The following is a 16,863-nucleotide window of genomic DNA, read 5'->3' on the forward strand; positions in this document are numbered from 1 at the left end:
TATCCGGTCGGCAATTGCCGATCTACAAGTCACAGGAGAAAAGTCGAATGTTCATCGCCATGAATCGCTTCCAGGTGAAGCCCGGCTCGGAAGCCGCGTTCGAAACCGTCTGGCGGACCCGTGAGTCCTATCTCGGCAGCATGGCGGGGTTCGTCGAATTCCATCTGCTCAAGGGGCCGGTCGCCGAGGACCACACGCTGTATTCCTCGCATACCGTGTGGGTCGACAAAGCGGCTTTCGAGGCCTGGACGCGCTCGGAGGAATTCCGCCGCGCTCATGCGCGCGCCGACAACAAGACCGGCGAGAGCCTCTATCTCGGTCACCCCAAGTTCGAAGGTTTCGAGGTCATCATGACCGAGCGCAAGGCGAGCGCGGCCGCTTGAGGCGCCGGGGTTGAGGAGCCAGATATGCTGAGCACCGATCTTGCCGAACTCAAGGCGCATATGGCGGACAATCCGGGTGCCGTGATCGAGGACGTCGCGCGCGAGCGCAGCGCCACGCCGCGCGCGGTGATCGAGGCGTTGCCGCCGTCAATGGTGCGCATCGGGAGCGGCGAACATTTTGCCGCCGCCATGCAGGACATCGCGGAATGGGGCGAGGTCACGCTGATCGTCCACACCGATGATGCGATCTTCGAGTTCACCGGGACCATTCCCGCGGGCGAGATCGGCCGCGGCTATTTTAACCTGATGCAGCCAAAGGGCCTGCACGGCCATCTCCGCCACGAGCGCTGCGCGGGAATTGCCTTCGTCGAGCGGCCCTTCATGGGCAAGTCCTCGGCCTTCGTCGCCTTCGTGAACGCCGACGGCGGCATCATGTTCAAGGTCTTCGTCGGCCGCGACGAGACGAGGGCGCTGCGGGCGGATCAGCTGGCGCGGTTCCGGCGGCTCGCGGACCGGATCGCGGCGAAGCTTTCGGCGTGACTTCCATTTGTCGGGAGATCAGGATGCAGAGCAATTCCACGCTAGGGCACGTGATCCTCACAATCGCACTGGCGCTCGTGCCGGCGCCGGCCTTTGCGATCGACGCGGCGCTGTTGCCGCGCAATCTGTCGCCCTGGGGCATGTTCCTCGGTGCCGACATCGTCGTGAAGGTCGTGATGGTCGGGCTTGCCGTTGCCTCGCTGGCGACATGGACGGTCTGGCTCGCCAAGACCATCGAGCTGCGTCGCAAGGGCTCGCTCGCCTTGCAGCGGACGCGCACCCTCGAAGGCAACATGACGCTGGCCGAGGCATCCGCGCGGACCGGCGACGCCCGCGACGCAGTCGCGCAGCTGATTCAGTCCTGCGCCAGGGAGGCCGAGCTCTCCGGCGGCATTCTCGACGACGGCCTGCAGGAGCGCGTCGCGTTGCGGCTGGAGCGGGTCGAGGCGGCGATGTCCAGGCAGATCGCGCGCGGCACCGGCGTGCTCGCGACCATCGGCGCCATCGCGCCGTTCGTCGGTCTGTTCGGCACCGTCTGGGGCATCATGAATTCCTTCATCGGCATCTCCGAGAGCCACACCACCAGTCTGGCGGTGGTCGCGCCCGGCATTGCCGAAGCGTTGCTCGCGACCGCGCTCGGTCTCGTCGCCGCGATTCCGGCGGTGGTGATCTACAATCACCTCGTCCGCGGCATTGCCAATTACCGCGCTTTGCTCGGCGACGCCTCGGCGCAGCTCATGCTGCTGGTGAGCCGCCAGCGCGACCACGGCCATTTCCGTCTGGCGCGGGCAGCGGAGTAGCCATGGCCGTCAAGCTCGGAACATCGAAGCTCGGCTCGCGCGGCGAGACGAGCGATTTCGACGTCACCCACGAGATCAACGTCACGCCGTTCATCGACGTGATGCTGGTGCTACTGATCATCTTCATGGTGGCCGCACCGCTCGCCACCGTCGACATCGGCATCGATCTCCCGGCGACCGCCGCCGAGCCGGCACCGCGGCCCGACAAGCCGGTCTTCGTCACCGTCAAGCCGGACCTTTCGATCGCCGTGGGTGAGGATATCGTCGCTCGCGACGGGCTCAGCACCTCACTCGATGCCGCCACCAAGGGCCGCAAGGACGAGCGCATCTATCTGCGCGCCGACAAGGCCGTCTCCTATGGCGACCTGATGGAGGTGATGAACACCCTGCGCAACGCCGGCTATCTCAAGGTCGCCCTCGTCGGGCTCGACGGACGCAGCTGATGGCAGCGAACGCCTTTGCCTTGCATCAGCCGCTTGACGAGCGGGAGGGCGCGCGCTGGGGCGCCTCGGCGGCGATGATCGTGGGGCTGCATCTCGGCGCCGCGCTGCTTGCGATGAACTGGCTGAAGCAGGTGCCGGACGAGGGCGTCAACATGCCGGCCATCCTGATCGACATGACGCCGGAGACGTCGGCACCGCAGTCAACGCCGCTGGACATCGCGCCGGGACCGATGATGCAGCAGGCGGATGCGTCACCGCCCGAGCCGGTGCAGCAGCAGGCTGTCGAGGAAATGATCCCGCCGACACCGCCGCAGGAGCAGCCGGATGTGGTGGCTCCACCGGAACAGAGCCTCAAGCCGAGCCCGTCGGAGCCCGAGTCTGCGAAAGTTACACCCGTGGAGAAGCCCGCCCCGGCGAAGCCCAAGGCGGTCCGCCTCGACGCCCGGAAGCCGTCGGATGCCCTTCCGGCGCCGCGCACCAGCGCACCGCCGCGCGCGGAGCGGCAGGCTCCGCTGGCCTCTGCCGTCAATGCCGGCTCGCTCGCGTCTGCGATGGCGACCTATTATCAGCGCGTCCGCGCGCATCTCATGCGCTTCCACCAGTATCCGACGAGCGCGAATGGCCAGAGGGGCGTGGTCAAGGTGAGCTTCACGCTCGGCCGTAACGGTCAGGTATTGTCCAGCCGCCTCGGCGGCTCCTCGGGCGTCGCAGCGCTCGATGCCCAGGCGATGGCCATGGTGCGCCAGGCCCAACCATTCCCGCCGGTGCCGGCCGAGATCACTTATGCAACCATACCCATCAACGTCCCGGTGATTTTCGGGAAGTAGCCATGGGCAATGACTCTCCCTCCCGCGGAAAAGCGGGAGGGAGAGAGAGCGAGCCTCGCCTCACTTCGCCTTCAGGAAATCCGCGACCTCGAGCAGCACGAACTCGTTGTCGTCGGCCTTGTTGGGATCGCGACTGGAGGAGAACGGCAGGTTGTTGTCGTTGCCGACGATGATGTGGGTGTCGTCGACGCGATCGACGTTCTCGATGGTGAAGAACGGGAAGGTGTAGACGCCGTCGTTGAGCGGCTTCCGCGCCTTCTTGTCGGGATCCCTGATCTTCATCAGGTCGATATAGCCGATCTTGCGCACGGGCTTGCCGACATTGGCGTCGGTCAGCTCGATCTTGTAGACGCGCTTGAACTTGGCGAGGTCGGGGAAGCAGTTCTCGCCGCGCTGGCCTTGCGGGCAGGCCTTGTCGGCGGTGCCCTCGCCATTGTCGCGCTCGATGACGAGGCCGGAGGCCTGGTCGATCATGTTGAAGTCGCCGATGGCGTTGCCGTTCTGCTCGAACACATAGTGCCAGTACCGGCCGGTGAATTTCTCGGCGGCGACGTCGAATTCGAGGATGCGGGCGGCTTCCTTGCCGTCGACCTTCTCCCACTCCTTCTTCTCCGCGTCCCACAGCGGTCCCTCGAGCAGGCCGTAGAGGAACTTGCCGTCCTTGGACGCGGCGAAGCCCTCATAGCCCTTGGAGCGGCGGAGATTGACATTGGTGTAGGTCGCGCCCGGCGCGGCCGGCGTCCCCACCGCCCAATTGTCGGGCGAGCGCACCGGCTTGCCGTCGGCGACCGTATCGAACACGCCGAGGATTTTGCCTGACTTGTCCGCCTTCAGGACATAGGGGCCGAACTCGTCGCCGATCCAGAAGGTGTCGCCGACGATCTGGAAACCTTCGGTGTCGAAATCGGAGCCGGTGAGATAGCGCTTCTGGGTGTCCTCGTGCACGATGCGGAAGGGGACGCGTCTGTCGGGGTCGTGCAGGAAGATGGTCTCCAGCCGCTCCATCTTGCTGCTGGCCCAGTCCATCTTGTAGCGGTTGAGGTACAGCATCGAATCCGGCGAGTTGGCGCGCGCGCCCATGCCGTTGTCGGTGAGGACCCAGAACGCGCCGTCGGGCAGGGTCTTGATGCCGGAATGGCCCTGCAGCGGCTGGCCCTTGAACGGCAGCGACACGCCGGTCGGACGCTCGAAGGACTTGCCCATCACGGTGCCGAGCGCGTCGACCCGCTTGCCGGTGGTATATTTGCCCGCCGCCTTGAGATCGGCGGGGGCATCAGCCGGCGCCTCGATGAAGGTTTCGGCGGGCATCACCGCGTGGCCGGCGAGCTTGGCGGGGAATTCGCCCTCGCTCTGCGCGAGCGCTGTGCTCGCGGTGAGGATGATCGTGGCGACGGTGCAAAGAAAAGTCGCGCGCATGTGCGTCTCCTGTTGGCGGACGCAACGCTTATGCGGATCGCATGTTGCAGTATTGTGAAGCCGGGCCAAAGGCCGCAGCGCTCTTCGCCTCTCCCCGCCTGCAGACCGTGAGAACGGGGAGAGGGGGACGAGAGAGCGGGGCTACTCCTTCACCGCACCCGTCAGCGAAGAGACGTAGTAATCCACGAACAGCGAGTAGAAGATCGCGACCGGGAGCGAGCCGAGCAGCGATCCCGCCATCAGCGCACCCCATTGATAGACGTCGCCGGTGACGAGCTCGGTCAGGATCGCGACCGGCACCGTCTTGTTGGCGCCGCTCTGGATGAAGGCGAGCGCGTAGATGAACTCGTTCCAGGACAGCGTGAAGGAGAAGATGCCGGCCGAGATCAGCCCGGGCACCGCGAGCGGCAGCGTGATCCGGCGCAGGATCTGCAGCCGCGTGGCGCCATCGACCAGCGCGCATTCCTCGAGCTCGTAAGGAATCGACTTGAAATAGCCGATCAGGAGCCAGGTGCAGAACGGCACCAGGAAGGTCGGATAGACCAGGATCAGGGCCAGCGGCGAGTCGAACAGGCCGAACTGCACGACGACTGTCGCGAGCGGAATGAACAGGATCGACGGCGGCACCAGATAGGCGAGATAGATGCCGAGGCCGACATAGGGGCTGCCGCGGAAGCGCAGGCGCTCGATCGCGTAGGCCGCCAGCGTCGACGCGATCAGCGACAGCGTGGTCGAGCCGATCGCGACCAGCATCGTCGTCTTCAGCCATTGCGGATAGGCGGTGTTGAACAACAGATGCTTGATGTGCGCCAGGGTCGGCGAGGAGATCCAGAACGGGTTGTTGTCCCGGTAGTTCATCAGCTCCGCGTTCGGCTTGAACGAGGTGATCGCCATCCAATAGAACGGAAACAGCAGGATCAGAACGAAGCAGCCGAGCGGCAGGTAGATCATCATCAGCCGCCGCAGCCCGGAATCCCAGGCCATGGTGTCGGGCGGCGCTTTTGCGTCCGCGACGGTCGATTGCGCGACGGTTTCAGTCATTGGCCTCTCCCTGCTGCCATTTGCGGCGTGCCAGGCCGAAATAGGAGAACAGCGTCGCGAACACCAGGAACGGGATCATCGACACCGCGATCGCCGCGCCTTCGCCGAGCTCGCCGCCGGCGATGCCGCGCTGGAACGCCAGCGTCGCCAAGAGGTGGGTCGAGTTCACCGGACCGCCGCGGGTAATGGCGTAGACCAGCTGGAAGTCGGTGAAGGTGAAGATGATCGAGAAGGTCATGACGATGGCGAGGATCGGCAGCATCATCGGGAAGGTGATGTAGCGGAAGCGCTGCCAGGCGCTGGCGCCGTCCAGCATCGCGGCCTCGTAGAGCGAGGGCGAGATGGTCTGCAAGCCGGCCAGCAGCGAAATCGCGACGAAGGGAATGCCGCGCCAGATGTTGGCGGCGATCAGCGAGAAGCGCGCCGGCCAGGGCGAGCCGAGGAAGTCGATATTGCTGTCGCGCCAATGCAGAACGTCGACCAAGAGGTACGAGATGATCGAGAACTGCGGATCGTAGATCCACCAGAATGCCAGCGCCGACAGCACCGTCGGGACGATCCAGGGCAGCAGCACGATGGCGCGCAGCAGGCTCTTGAACGGGAAATGGTTGTTGAGCAGCAGCGCGAGCCAGAAGCCGAGCGCGAATTTTCCGAAGGTCGCCACGGCCGTGTAGAACACGCTGTAGAACACCGCGTTCCACCACAAGGGGTCCGTGAGCAGGTACTGGAAATTCTCGATCCCGACATAGATGCCGCGACGGCCGATCGTGGTGTCGGTGAAGGCGAGCCAGACGCCGAGGCCGAGCGGGTAGGTCAGGAATACCGTGAGCAGCCCGAGCGCGGGCGCGAGGCACATCACGATCAGGAACGGCTTGTAGTCGAACAGGCGCACGATCCAGTTCGGCTGCCGTTGCGCCAGTGCGTGGGAGGAAAGGGTGGTCACGGACATAGATTGGTTTGTCCCGTCTGAAGTGTCACGACACCGTCATTGCGAGCGAAGCGAAGCAATCCAGTCTGTCTCCGCAGTGATCGTCTGGATTGCTTCATCGCAAGTGCTCCTCGCAATGACGGCGGCTCTGTCGTCGTCGCGCTCTACCGCTGCCGCCGGAAGTAGCGTTTGCAGCGCTGCTCGGCTTCCGCAGCCGCGGCTTCCGGCGTGGCGGCTCCGGTGGCGACGGAGGCGCACATCTGAATCAGCACGTAATCGGCGCTGACTGCGCCGGTGGCCGTCGAGATCGGCCCCTTGTAGCCGTCATAGTAAGTGCTGTTCATCGTGTTCTTGAACAGGCTCACCTTCGGATCCTGCGACCACACGGCAGCCTCGGCATAGGCGGCCAGCGGCTGCGACCAGTAGCCGGAATTGGCATTGAGCCACGGCTCGTATTGGTCCTTCTCCAGCATGTACTGCAGGAAGGCCTTGGCGGCATTGGGGTACGGGCTGTGCTTGAACACCATGGCGTTCAATGTCAGGCCCGCCATCGGCGAGACCTTGGCGAGGCCCTTGGGCAGCAGCTGATGCTCGCTGTCCTCGGCGATGGCCTTGGTGGCCGGATCGTTCTTCAGCGAGAAGTACAGTGAGACGCCGTTGGCCGTCAGCGCGATCTCCTGAGAGGAATAGGCGCGGTTGTTGCTGACGTCGTTCCAGGACGGCGTGCCGGCGATGAAGGTCGGATACAGCTCCTTGACCCAGTTGAGTGCGGCGATCGTCTCCTTGCTGTTGATGGTGACGTTGCCCTCCTCGTCGAGCAGCGAGGCGTTGTGCGACCACAGCGCCCAGTTGGCGAAGCCGTTGCCGTCGCCCTTGGCGTTGCCGAGTGCGAAGCCGGCCGGCTTGCCGGCCTTTTGCAGCTTGCGGCAGAGGTCGAGCACGCCGGCATGATCTTCCGGAACCTTGTCGAAGCCGACCGATTGCAGGACCGACTTGCGGTAGATCAGGGGACCTGCGGTGGCGCCGAACGGCAGTCCGATCCAGGACTCGCTCTTGTTCTTCTTGCCGTAGCGTTGCGCCAGCGGCAGCCAGCCGCCGTACTTCTTGCCGAGATAGTCGGCGACGTCGGTGAGCTCGATCAGCTTGTCGATGTAGATGTGAGGCGCGTCGGAGAAGCCGATGATGATATCGGGGCCGGCGCCGGAATTCGAGGTCACCGCGGTCTGCTGGTTGATGTCCTCCCAGCCGACGAAGTCGACCTTGACCTCGACCCCGGTGTCCTTGGTGAACTTTGCCGCATTGGCGCGGAACACGTCCTCGTCCGCCTGGACGAAGCGCACCGGGCGCAGCATGCGCAAGGACGCGCCCTTTTCGATCTCGCGCTTGGGTGCCGGGACGTCGGCAGCCTTGATAGCGGATGTTTGCGCTGCAGCACCGGTGGCCGCGAGCGTTGCAGCGGACAGGCCCAGCGCCAAGGCATCACGACGTGTGATGTCGTTCCTCATCAGTACCTCCCTATGATGTCTCCCTTCCCGGCGTTGATCGCCGGTGAAGGGCCGTTTCGGTCGTGGGCGCTTGCTGCGCCGCCCGCCTAGCTGTTCGGCCCGCGGTCCATGCTGACGGGCTGCCAGCGGCGGAGCGCGGTGTTCTGCAGCACCGACGGATTGACGCAGCTTACCGGCCACATGCCCTGGAGCACCAGTGACAATTCGTAGCCCACCCGGCGCTTGCGCGCCTCATCGAACCGTGCCGAGGCCGAGGCGACATGGGCGGTCAGGGTCACGTTCTCCATGCCGAGCAGGGGATTGTTGTGCGAGGGCGGCTCCTTCTCCAGCACGTCGAGAGCGGCGTGCGCGATCCAGCCCTCCTGCAGCGCCTTGATCAGGCTCTCCTCGTCCACGGTGGCACCGCGGCCGGTGTTGATGAAGATCGAGCCTTTCTTCATCTGTCGGAAGTGCTTCTCAGTCAGCATGTGGTGCACCTCGGGCCGCGCCGGGGCATGCATCGAGACGAAGTCGGATTGCGACAGCACCTCGTTCAGCGTCGCCGGGATCACGCCGTGTTCGTACATCAGCGTTTCCTGGATGAAGGGATCGTAGGCCATCATGCGCAGGCCGAAAGGCGCGGCGCGTCTCGCGACCGCACGCGCAACCCGGCCGAACGAGATGAAGCCGAGCGTCTGGCCCATCAGCCTCGGGATTTTCAGCAGCGCCGGCCGGCCCTCGGCCCAGCGGCCGTCGCGCACCATGCGGTCCTGCTCGACCAGGCGGCGGAAGCCGGCGAGCAGCAGCATCATGGCGTGGTCGGCGACCTCCTCGATGAAGGTGTCGGGAATGTTGGTGACCGGAATGCCGCGGGCCGTGGCGGCCTTGACGTCGACACTGTCGACGCCGACCGAGCCGAGCGTGATCACCTTGCAGCTCTCGAGCGCGTCGATGATCGACTTGGTGATCGGGATGCCCTTGGCGTAGATCGCGTCGGCGTTCTTCGCGGCGGCGATGAACCCGGCCTCGTCGGCGGGCGCCTCGACGATCTCGGCATCGATCGGATCGAGCGCCTCGCGCTCATAGGAATAATCGCTGCCCGCGACGGTGAAGCTCGCACCCTTCGGCGTCACCACCCTGTATTTCGGCATTATCTGCTCCCGATTTGGTTTCTTGTTGCGCCCCGCCTCGACGGGCGGGCCTTTGCGTCTTTTACGCGAAATCCGGGCGAGTGCGTACAATTCACGGTTGTTGCGGGCGAGGTATATTTCCGCTTTTCCGTGCAAGCCCCGGGCTTCTACGGAGGTGCGTAAGTAACTCGCTAAGGGCTCCGCCACTAAGACTTGATTCGAATTTGATCGATCTCGTCGTGCGCCTGTACCCCATCATTGCCGGAGCTAACCTGTGAAGTTGAGCAATCTGAAGATCGCCCCGAAGCTTGGCATTCTCGTTGGCGTCACGCTGTTTGGCCTCTGCATCTCCGGAGTTCTCGCCGGCTATCTGATGAAGCGCGAGATGGTAAATGCGCGCATCGACCAGGCCAAGGCGATCGTCGAGCTGGCGCGCAACTATGCCGCCGCGTTGAAGAAGCGCGTCGATGCCGGCGAGATGACGAAGGACGCCGCGATGGCCGAGCTTCGCCGCTACGGCAACGCGATGACCTATGACAAGGGTGCCGGCTACCTGTTCGGCACGTCCTATGACGGTCTCACCCAGCTTGCGCCCGATCCGAAGGTGATCGGCACCAACCGAATGGACGTCGTGACCAACGGCCGCAAGCTGTCGCTGGAATTGATGAACGGCGTCAAGGCCAACGGCGAGATCCTGCTTCACTATGAATATATGAAGCCCGGCCAGGAAACGCCGATCCGCAAGATCGGTTACGCCGTCGCGGTCCCCGGCTTCGATATGTATCTCGGCACCGGCGCCTATCTGGATGACATCGACGCCAAGATGGGTCCGGTCTACTGGCTGCTCGGCCTGGCTGTGCTAGGCATCGTCATCGTTGCCGGCAGCGTCGCCTGGATGATCGGCCGCAGCATCAGTGTTCCGCTCGGGCTGCTCGGCACCCGGATGCGGGAGCTGGCCGACGGCAAGCTCGAAGGCGACATCCCCGGCGTCGGTCGCGGTGACGAGGTCGGCGCGATGGCTTCAACCGTGCAGATCTTCAAGGACAACGCGGTCCGCATCCGCGACCTCGAGAAGACCGACGCGGACGCCAAGGAACGCGCCGCGGCGGATCGCCGCAGCGCCATGGAGGAGATCGCCAACGATTTCGAGCGCAGCGTCAACGGCATCGTCCGCTCGGTCTCCTCGGCCGCAGCCGGCATGCAGACCACGGCGCAATCGATGACCGCGACCGCCAGCGATGCCTCCTCGCGCGCGGCGACCGTCGGTGCCGCCTCGCAGAAGGCGTCCGGCAATGTTGGCACCGTTGCGGCCGCCGCCGAAGAGCTGTCGAGCTCGGTTGCGGAAATCTCCCGCCAGGTGACGCGCTCGACTGAAGTTGCGAGCCGTGCCGTCAGCGATGCCGAGCGCACCAACGCCACGGTGCAGGAACTCTCCACCGGTGCCGAGAAGATCGGCGAGGTGGTCAAGCTCATTCACTCGATCGCGGCGCAGACCAACCTGCTCGCGCTCAACGCCACCATCGAGGCGGCGCGTGCCGGCGAGTCCGGCCGCGGCTTCGCCGTCGTCGCCTCCGAGGTCAAGGCGCTCGCCAACCAGACCGCGAAGGCGACCGAGGAGATCTCCGCCCAGGTCGCGGCGATGCAGACCTCGACCAGCGACGCGGTGTCGGCCATCTCCGGCATCACCCAGACGATCGCCGAGATGAGCGAGATCACCGCCGGCATTTCCGCATCGATCGAGCAGCAGGGCGAGGCGACGCGGGAGATCGCCCGCAACATCCAGTCGGTCGCGGCCGGCTCGAGTGAAATCAACGCCCATATCGGCAGCGTCACCTCGGCCGCCGAAGCGACCGGCAGCGCGGCCAGCGATGTGCTCACCAACGCCCGCGAGCTGGACACCCAGTCCGGCGCGCTGCGCGATGCCGTCGATGGCTTCCTCGCCAAGGTCCGCGCGGCGTAAATTCTTGCGCTGAATTCGTAGAGTGGGCAAAGACGCGAAGCGTCGTGCCCACCTTTTCTTTTTGAGTACGGTGCGACTCTTCGTGGGCACGCTGCGCTTTGCCCACCCTACGAGACCGTACTACTGCTTCTCGATCTTCGCGTTGGCGATCAGCTTCTCCCACAGCACCAGCTGCTCGTTCACGAAGGTGCCGAGCTGCTCCGGCGTGCCGGAAAAAGCGTCCATGCCGAGCGTGGCGAGCTTGGCCTTGATCTCCGGGTTCTCGATGATCTTGCGGATCTCGGTGTTGAGCCGGGTCACGATCTCCTTCGGCATGCCGGCCGGGCCGAAATAGCCCTGCCAGGACGTGATGTCGAAGTCCGGCACGCCGGCCTCCTGCATCGAGGGCAGGTGTGGCACCAGCGGCGTGCGGTTCTTGGTGGTGACGGCGAGCGCGCGCAGCGCGTTGCCGTTGACATGGGGCAGGCCGGTCAGGATGTCGACGAACATCATCGACACGCGGCCGCCCATGACGTCGTTGAGCGCCGGCGGCGAGCTCTTGTAGGGCACGTGCAGCAGGTCGAGCCCGGCATTGTGCGCGAAGGTCGCGCCCGACACGATCGCCGCCGAGGAGCCCGAGGCGTAGCTCAGCTTGCCCGGATTGGCCTTGCCATAGGCCACCAGCTCTCCGACCGTCTTGGCCGGCACCTCGGGATTGATGACCAGCATGAAGGGCAGATCGCCGGTGCGGGCAATCGGGGTGAAATCCTTGACCGGATCGTAAGTGAGGCTCTTGAGCAGATAGGGATTGGCCGAATGCGTAGTGTTGGTCGTCACCAGCAGCGTGTAGCCGTCGGGAGCAGCCTTCGCGACATAGGTCGCGGCAAGCATGCCGTTGGCTCCTGCCTTGTTCTCGATCACGATGGGAACGCCGAGCGCCTGCGACAGATGCTGCGAAATCAGTCGCGTCGTGGTGTCGGTGCCGCTGCCGGCCGCGAAGGGCAGCACCAGCGTGATGTTGCGGCTGGGATAGGTGTCGGCGTGAGCGGTGGATGCTGCCGTGAGGCATAGCGCGGCCGCGGCGACGGTCCGCAGGTTTCGAATCAGCCCTGAAATCATGTCGGTCGTTCCCTCTTTTTGATTGGCGGGGAACCTAGCTTGTCCAAAGGGGAATCGGAAGATGGCTATAGGTCGTGACCGCGTCCGTCGCGCGGAATTATGTCATCGCCGAGCCCCGGCGCGATGCAAGCACGACCCCGGCGAGCACCAGGGCGTAACCGATCAGGTGGAACGGCTGGAGCTTCTCGCCCAGCAGCACGATCGCCAGCGCCGAGCCGAACACCGGCACCAAATGGAAGAACGGCGCCGCCCGGTTCGGCCCGATCAGCGCCACGCCGCGGTTGAAAAAGAGATAGGCGAGTGTGGAGGGGAAGATCAGGATGTAGCCCAGTGTCGCCAGCGTGGTCGCGTCGAATTGCAGCACGCGGCCGCTCGCCGCCTCCCAGATCGCCGTCGGCAGCAGCATCGTCGCGCCGCAGCAGGTGGTGAAGGACAGGAAGGAGAGCTGGTGGATCTTCGGCCGGCGCGGGATGAAGGCCGAGTAGAGCCCGAACGCCACCAGCGAGGAGGCGAACATGATGTCGCCCCTGTTGAAGCTGATGCTTGCCAGCGCCGCGAGGTCGCCGCGCAGGATGATGATCAGCACGCCGAGCAGCGAGATCGCGATGCCGCCGAGCTGCGCGCCGGTCAGCCGCACGCCGAACAGCACCAGCGACCACAGCGCCACGAACAGCGGACCCGCCGACTGGATCAGCAGCGCATTCAGCGCCTCGGTGTATTGCAGCGCCCAGTACGAGATCGCGTTGTTGAAGGCAAAGCCGACCAGCGACAGGAACAGCATCAGGGGCATGCTCTTGCGCAACGCAGGCCAGTCGCGCTTCAGATGCGGCCAGGCGAACGGCAACAGGATCAGGAACACGCCGAACCAGCGGATCGTGGTGATCGTCAGCGGCGGCACATGCGCCCCGACATGGCGCGCGAGCACGATGTTGCCGGCCCAGAACAGCGAGCTAAGGCTGAGCAGCAGATAAGGCTGGTTGTTGAGCCAGCTGGCCGGATTGGCGGCCGGTGGCGCGGGCGAAGCGGTCGTCATGGGCGTTGGATACAACTTGCGCCCGATTGCCGCGATGGCACAAGTCACAGCGCCGCAATGCTACAATGCAGCCGAGCCCTAAGGAGGTGCCATTGGCGGTCAATATGTTGAACATCGAGGGCCTGGAGCGGCTCGATCCGAATGCGCCGGTGGTGATGCTGAACCTGATGCGCTTCCACGCGCGCTCGCTCGATGGCGACGGGTCGGGCTGGGACGCATACTTGCGCTACAGCGCGATCACGGTGCCGATGATCAAGGCGCGCGGCGGCACGCTGCTCTGGACCGGTGAAGGCAAGGAGGTCGCACTCGGTCCGCACGCGGGCAACGATTGGGACTTCGTCGCGCTGGTCCATTACCCGTCCGTCTCGGCCTTTCTCGACATGATGACCTCGCAAGCCTACGAACGCGAAGCCGATCCGCATCGCGTCAACGGCTGCGCCGAGCACGTGATCATTGCGACGAGCGAGGCGTACAGCAAGTTCAAGACGAAGTAGCAGCGCGTGCACTTTTCCCCTCTCCCCTTGTGGGAGAGGGTGGCTCGCCGCGTAGCGGCGAGACGGGTGAGGGGTCTCTCTCCGCGAGTCCACTCCCAATTGAATGCGCGGAGACAACCCCTCATCCGGCGCTTCGCGCCACCTTCTCCCACAAGGGGAGAAGGGAAGTGCAGCGAGCGCTTCGATGAAGCCGCCTAACTTGCCTGCTTTCGCGACGCCGCGAACACGCCCGCCAGCACCAATGCGAAACCGATGAAGTGGAACGCCTGCGGGTGCTCGCCCAGAAACGCCATCGCCATGATCGAGCCGAACACCGGCACGACGTGGAAGAACGGTGCGGCGCGGTTGGCGCCGATCAGGCGCACGCCGCGATTGAAGCAGAGATAGGCGAGCGTCGAGGGAAAGACGGCGACGTAGAACAGCGTCAGGAGGTTCGGCCCGTCGAGCTTCATCACCGGGCGAGCGGACAGTTCCCAGATCTCCAGCGGAATGAGACAGGCGGCGCCGCAGCCGAAGGTGAAGGCGAGGAACGAGAGGCCGTGCATCGGCGGCCGCCTCAGTGACAGCACCGAATAGAGCGCGAAGATCAGGAGCGCGAGCAGGAAGATCAGGTCGCCCTTGTTGAAGTCGATGCTCGACAGCGTGGTGAAATCGCCATGCAGCAGGATGGTCAGCACGCCGCACATCGACAGCAGCACGCCGAAGGCCTGCGCGGCGGTGAGACGAATGCCGAGGATGACCAGCGACCACAGCGCCACCAGCAGCGGCGCGGCCGATTGCAGCAGCAGCGTGTTGAGCGCCTGGGTGTGCTCCAGAGCCCAATATTGCAGCGTGTTGAAGGCGCCGATGCCGGTGACCGAGAGCGTGACCATCAGGCCGAGCTTGCCGCGGATCGCCGGCCAGTCCTGCACGAGGTGCTTGAAGGCGAACGGCAGCACCAGCAGGAAGGCAAAGAACCAGCGCAGGAACGACAGCGTCACCGGCGGAATGTGGCCGGCCGCGAGCCTACCGACGATGGCGTTGCCGGCCCAGCACAGCGCGGTGATGCTGAGCAGCAGGTAAGGCTGGTTGGCGATCCAGCTGTGGCCGGATGTTTCCGCGGGCGTGGTCTGGCCGGTGGCGGACATTGTGATGGTTGAGCCCCGCGTCGAGTACGCCGAGCCCTCCGGCCCGGCGAGGTCCGGGCCGGCTGATCACCCGGCAGGTCCAAAGACACGGAAAACCAGGTTGCATCAACGCCGACGGGCGCATCGCGACCATGCTGGCGGCGAAGGCGGCCTCTCCCGCTTTGGTCGAAGCCGCCTGCGCCGGCCCGCCAGGGCCCGGGATTTTCCGCGGATATCAAGGGCTTGGACCGGACGTTGGACCCCGAAAAAGCCCCGTTCTTGCTTGCCTAGAAGGGCTGCTTCCTTTATCCGGTTGGCTGCCTTGCGTGCGGGCGGCTCCGGCTGCCGATTGGGCTGGGCGCAGGCGTGATCCCGGAAAAGTGGGCACCGGTTTTCCGCGAGGATCATGCCTTCTAGAGACAGATTGAACAGGATTACCCGCGAATGGCCAATGTTGTCGTCGTCGGCGCCCAATGGGGCGACGAAGGGAAGGGCAAGATCGTCGACTGGTTGTCGGAGCAGGCGGATATCGTCGTCCGCTTCCAGGGCGGCCACAACGCCGGCCACACGCTGGTGATCAACGGCAAGACCTACAAGCTCGCGCTCCTGCCCTCCGGCGTGCTGCGCGAGGGCAAGCTCTCGGTGATCGGCAACGGCGTGGTGTTCGATCCCGCCGCCTTTCTCGACGAGGTCGCCAGGCTCAGGTCGCAGGGCGTCGATGTCGGCCCCGACAACCTGCGTGTCGCGGAAAACGTCACGTTGATCCTGCCGCTGCACCGCGAGCTCGACGCGCACCGCGAATCCGCCAGCGCCGCCACCGCGATCGGCACCACCCGCCGCGGCATCGGGCCGGCCTATGAAGACAAGGTCGGCCGCCGTGCCATCCGCCTGATGGATCTGGCCGATCATCAGACGCTGCCACACAAGATCGACCGCCTGCTGGCGCACCACAACGCGCTGCGCCGCGGCCTCAACCTGCCGGAATTCGACGGCGCGGTGATCCTGAAGGAGCTGATGGCGATGGCGCCGCAGCTGCTGCCCTATGCCGAGACGGTCTGGCGGCTGCTCGATATCGAGCGGCGCGCCGGCAAGCGCATGTTGTTCGAGGGCGCGCAAGGCGCGCTGCTCGACGTCGACCACGGCACCTATCCCTACGTCACCTCGTCCAACACGGTGGCGGCGCAGGCCGCGACCGGCGCCGGCCTCGGGCCAGGCGCGGTCGGCTACGTGCTCGGCCTGTGCAAGGCCTACACGACCCGCGTCGGCCAGGGCCCGTTCCCGACCGAGCAGGACAACGAGATCGGCCGCAAGATCGGCGAGCGCGGCCGCGAGTTCGGCACCAATACCGGCCGTCCGCGCCGCTGCGGCTGGTTCGACGCCGTGCTGGTCCGCCAGGCGGTCCGGACCTGCGGCATCAACGGCCTGGCGCTGACCAAACTCGACATCCTCGACGGCTTCGATTCGATCGAGGTCTGCACCGGCTACAGGCTCGACGGCAAGGAGATCGACCATTTCCCGGCCGGCGAGGGCGCGCAAACCCGGGTCGAGCCGATCTACGAGACCATCGAGGGCTGGAAGGAGCCGACCGCCAATGCGCGGTCCTGGGCCGACCTGCCGGCGCAGGCCATCAAATATGTCCGGCGGATCGAGGAATTGGTGGGATGTCCGGTCGCGCTGCTTTCCACCAGCCCGGAACGCGAAGATACTATCCTGGTGCAAAATCCGTTTGAGGCTTAACGATATCTTACCGGGACGCGCGTATAGTTGAGTAGAAATGGCTGATTACTATCCGCTGATCGCCCGCGCTATTGCCGCCCTGGACCCCAACGCTCCCGGCGAAAGCCGTCGCGCGCTCTATGAACGGGCGCGCACGGCCCTGATCGCGCAGCTGCGCAGCGTGCAGCCGCCGCTCTCCGAATCCGAGATCACCCGGGAACGGCTGTCGCTGGAGGAGGCCGTCCGCAAGGTCGAATCGGAGGCCGCCCAGCGGGCCCGCGAGGCCTCGCGTCCCGGTGGCGCCGCCCGCTCCGGCTCGAGTGGCGATGCCTTCCGCCGCGCCAGCACCCGTGCCACCGAGGCGAGCCCGGCTGCGGCTCCGCCGCGCACGCGTCCGGCCCCGACGCCGCCGCGCGCCGACCGCCCGTCCTTCAACGTCGACGACCAGGGCGAGGCCCCGCGGC

General features: G+C 65.3%; 16 protein-coding genes and 1 pseudogene. 9 read left to right on the forward strand and 8 right to left on the reverse strand.

Going from position 1 to position 16,863, the window contains the following annotated elements:
• Positions 1 to 47: 47 nt before the first annotated feature.
• From I6F09_RS10220 to I6F09_RS10240, 5 genes are read left to right on the forward strand one after another with little or no spacing between them, the layout of a single operon-like run.
• On the forward strand, positions 48 to 383 hold the full coding sequence (locus I6F09_RS10220; RefSeq protein ID WP_035998838.1) for an antibiotic biosynthesis monooxygenase: 336 nt from the start codon (positions 48 to 50) through the stop codon (positions 381 to 383).
• Positions 384 to 407: 24 nt separating this feature from the next.
• Positions 408 to 923 (forward strand): heme utilization cystosolic carrier protein HutX, encoded by a 516-nt coding sequence (gene hutX, locus I6F09_RS10225; protein ID WP_225187983.1) that lies wholly within the window; start codon positions 408 to 410, stop codon positions 921 to 923.
• Between the two features lie 23 nt (positions 924 to 946).
• Complete coding sequence (gene exbB, locus I6F09_RS10230; RefSeq protein WP_128264129.1) at positions 947 to 1,723, forward strand: tonB-system energizer ExbB; 777 nt, start codon at positions 947 to 949, stop codon at positions 1,721 to 1,723.
• Between the two features lie 2 nt (positions 1,724 to 1,725).
• Entirely contained in the window at positions 1,726 to 2,166 is a 441-nt protein-coding gene (gene exbD, locus I6F09_RS10235; RefSeq protein WP_225141223.1) for a TonB system transport protein ExbD, read from the forward strand.
• On the forward strand, positions 2,166 to 2,993 hold the full coding sequence (locus I6F09_RS10240; protein WP_225187984.1) for an energy transducer TonB: 828 nt from the start codon (positions 2,166 to 2,168) through the stop codon (positions 2,991 to 2,993). Before exbD ends, I6F09_RS10240 begins: the two co-directional genes overlap by 1 nt.
• A gap of 60 nt (positions 2,994 to 3,053) precedes the next feature.
• Here I6F09_RS10240 and I6F09_RS10245 read toward each other — a convergent pair whose 3' ends face one another.
• From I6F09_RS10245 to I6F09_RS10265, 5 genes are all read right to left on the reverse strand, one after another.
• Positions 3,054 to 4,409, reverse strand: a complete 1,356-nt coding sequence (locus tag I6F09_RS10245; RefSeq protein WP_225187985.1) for an esterase-like activity of phytase family protein — start codon at positions 4,407 to 4,409, stop codon at positions 3,054 to 3,056.
• Between the two features lie 141 nt (positions 4,410 to 4,550).
• Positions 4,551 to 5,393 (reverse strand): carbohydrate ABC transporter permease, encoded by an 843-nt coding sequence (locus tag I6F09_RS10250; protein WP_225112986.1) that lies wholly within the window; start codon positions 5,391 to 5,393, stop codon positions 4,551 to 4,553.
• Between the two features lie 49 nt (positions 5,394 to 5,442).
• Entirely contained in the window at positions 5,443 to 6,399 is a 957-nt protein-coding gene (locus I6F09_RS10255; RefSeq protein WP_035998865.1) for a sugar ABC transporter permease, read from the reverse strand.
• A 143-nt stretch (positions 6,400 to 6,542) separates the two neighbouring features.
• A complete protein-coding gene (locus I6F09_RS10260; protein ID WP_057028022.1) occupies positions 6,543 to 7,883 on the reverse strand; it encodes an extracellular solute-binding protein in 1,341 nt (446 codons plus the stop codon).
• An 86-nt stretch (positions 7,884 to 7,969) separates the two neighbouring features.
• Entirely contained in the window at positions 7,970 to 9,013 is a 1,044-nt protein-coding gene (locus I6F09_RS10265) for a C-terminal binding protein (protein ID WP_057028021.1), read from the reverse strand.
• Between the two features lie 253 nt (positions 9,014 to 9,266).
• On the opposite strand from I6F09_RS10265, the gene I6F09_RS10270 reads away from it, so the two are divergent.
• A complete protein-coding gene (locus tag I6F09_RS10270; protein ID WP_225187986.1) occupies positions 9,267 to 10,952 on the forward strand; it encodes a methyl-accepting chemotaxis protein in 1,686 nt (561 codons plus the stop codon).
• A gap of 120 nt (positions 10,953 to 11,072) precedes the next feature.
• Here the strand turns inward: I6F09_RS10270 and I6F09_RS10275 are convergent, their stop codons facing one another.
• Positions 11,073 to 12,050: a tripartite tricarboxylate transporter substrate binding protein gene (locus I6F09_RS10275; RefSeq protein WP_035998887.1), complete on the reverse strand. Its 978-nt coding sequence runs from the start codon at positions 12,048 to 12,050 to the stop codon at positions 11,073 to 11,075.
• 97 nt (positions 12,051 to 12,147) lie between these two features.
• Positions 12,148 to 13,083, reverse strand: coding sequence for a DMT family transporter (locus tag I6F09_RS10280; protein ID WP_036022066.1), 936 nt, complete (start codon positions 13,081 to 13,083; stop codon positions 12,148 to 12,150).
• A gap of 92 nt (positions 13,084 to 13,175) precedes the next feature.
• Between I6F09_RS10280 and I6F09_RS10285 the strand changes: the two genes are divergently transcribed.
• Entirely contained in the window at positions 13,176 to 13,577 is a 402-nt protein-coding gene (locus tag I6F09_RS10285; RefSeq protein WP_225187987.1) for a DUF1330 domain-containing protein, read from the forward strand.
• A 194-nt stretch (positions 13,578 to 13,771) separates the two neighbouring features.
• Here I6F09_RS10285 and I6F09_RS10290 read toward each other — a convergent pair whose 3' ends face one another.
• Positions 13,772 to 14,704, reverse strand: a complete 933-nt coding sequence (locus I6F09_RS10290) for a DMT family transporter (RefSeq protein ID WP_035998893.1) — start codon at positions 14,702 to 14,704, stop codon at positions 13,772 to 13,774.
• Between the two features lie 423 nt (positions 14,705 to 15,127).
• Here I6F09_RS10290 and I6F09_RS10295 point away from each other — a divergent pair, with 423 nt between their 5' ends.
• A complete protein-coding gene (locus tag I6F09_RS10295; RefSeq protein ID WP_225187988.1) occupies positions 15,128 to 16,420 on the forward strand; it encodes an adenylosuccinate synthase in 1,293 nt (430 codons plus the stop codon).
• 37 nt (positions 16,421 to 16,457) lie between these two features.
• Positions 16,458 to 16,863 (forward strand): annotated as a pseudogene (locus I6F09_RS10300) (hypothetical protein); the annotation flags it as partial.

Origin of the sequence: Bradyrhizobium sp. IC3195 (genome assembly GCF_020193585.1) — a bacterium.
Taxonomy (GTDB): Bacteria; Pseudomonadota; Alphaproteobacteria; order Rhizobiales; family Xanthobacteraceae; genus Bradyrhizobium; species Bradyrhizobium yuanmingense.

Coding starts and splice junctions, on each gene's coding strand:
- I6F09_RS10280 (WP_036022066.1), bottom strand. CDS start 13,083: ATGACGACCGCTTCGCCCGCGCCACCGGCCGCCAATCCGGCCAGCTGG.
- I6F09_RS10295 (WP_225187988.1), top strand. CDS start 15,128: ATGGCCAATGTTGTCGTCGTCGGCGCCCAATGGGGCGACGAAGGGAAG.
- I6F09_RS10250 (WP_225112986.1), bottom strand. CDS start 5,393: ATGGCCTGGGATTCCGGGCTGCGGCGGCTGATGATGATCTACCTGCCG.
- I6F09_RS10255 (WP_035998865.1), bottom strand. CDS start 6,399: ATGTCCGTGACCACCCTTTCCTCCCACGCACTGGCGCAACGGCAGCCG.
- I6F09_RS10245 (WP_225187985.1), bottom strand. CDS start 4,409: ATGCGCGCGACTTTTCTTTGCACCGTCGCCACGATCATCCTCACCGCG.
- exbB (WP_128264129.1), top strand. CDS start 947: ATGCAGAGCAATTCCACGCTAGGGCACGTGATCCTCACAATCGCACTG.
- I6F09_RS10275 (WP_035998887.1), bottom strand. CDS start 12,050: ATGATTTCAGGGCTGATTCGAAACCTGCGGACCGTCGCCGCGGCCGCG.
- I6F09_RS10290 (WP_035998893.1), bottom strand. CDS start 14,704: ATGTCCGCCACCGGCCAGACCACGCCCGCGGAAACATCCGGCCACAGC.
- I6F09_RS10260 (WP_057028022.1), bottom strand. CDS start 7,883: ATGAGGAACGACATCACACGTCGTGATGCCTTGGCGCTGGGCCTGTCC.
- I6F09_RS10220 (WP_035998838.1), top strand. CDS start 48: ATGTTCATCGCCATGAATCGCTTCCAGGTGAAGCCCGGCTCGGAAGCC.
- I6F09_RS10240 (WP_225187984.1), top strand. CDS start 2,166: ATGGCAGCGAACGCCTTTGCCTTGCATCAGCCGCTTGACGAGCGGGAG.
- hutX (WP_225187983.1), top strand. CDS start 408: ATGCTGAGCACCGATCTTGCCGAACTCAAGGCGCATATGGCGGACAAT.
- I6F09_RS10265 (WP_057028021.1), bottom strand. CDS start 9,013: ATGCCGAAATACAGGGTGGTGACGCCGAAGGGTGCGAGCTTCACCGTC.
- exbD (WP_225141223.1), top strand. CDS start 1,726: ATGGCCGTCAAGCTCGGAACATCGAAGCTCGGCTCGCGCGGCGAGACG.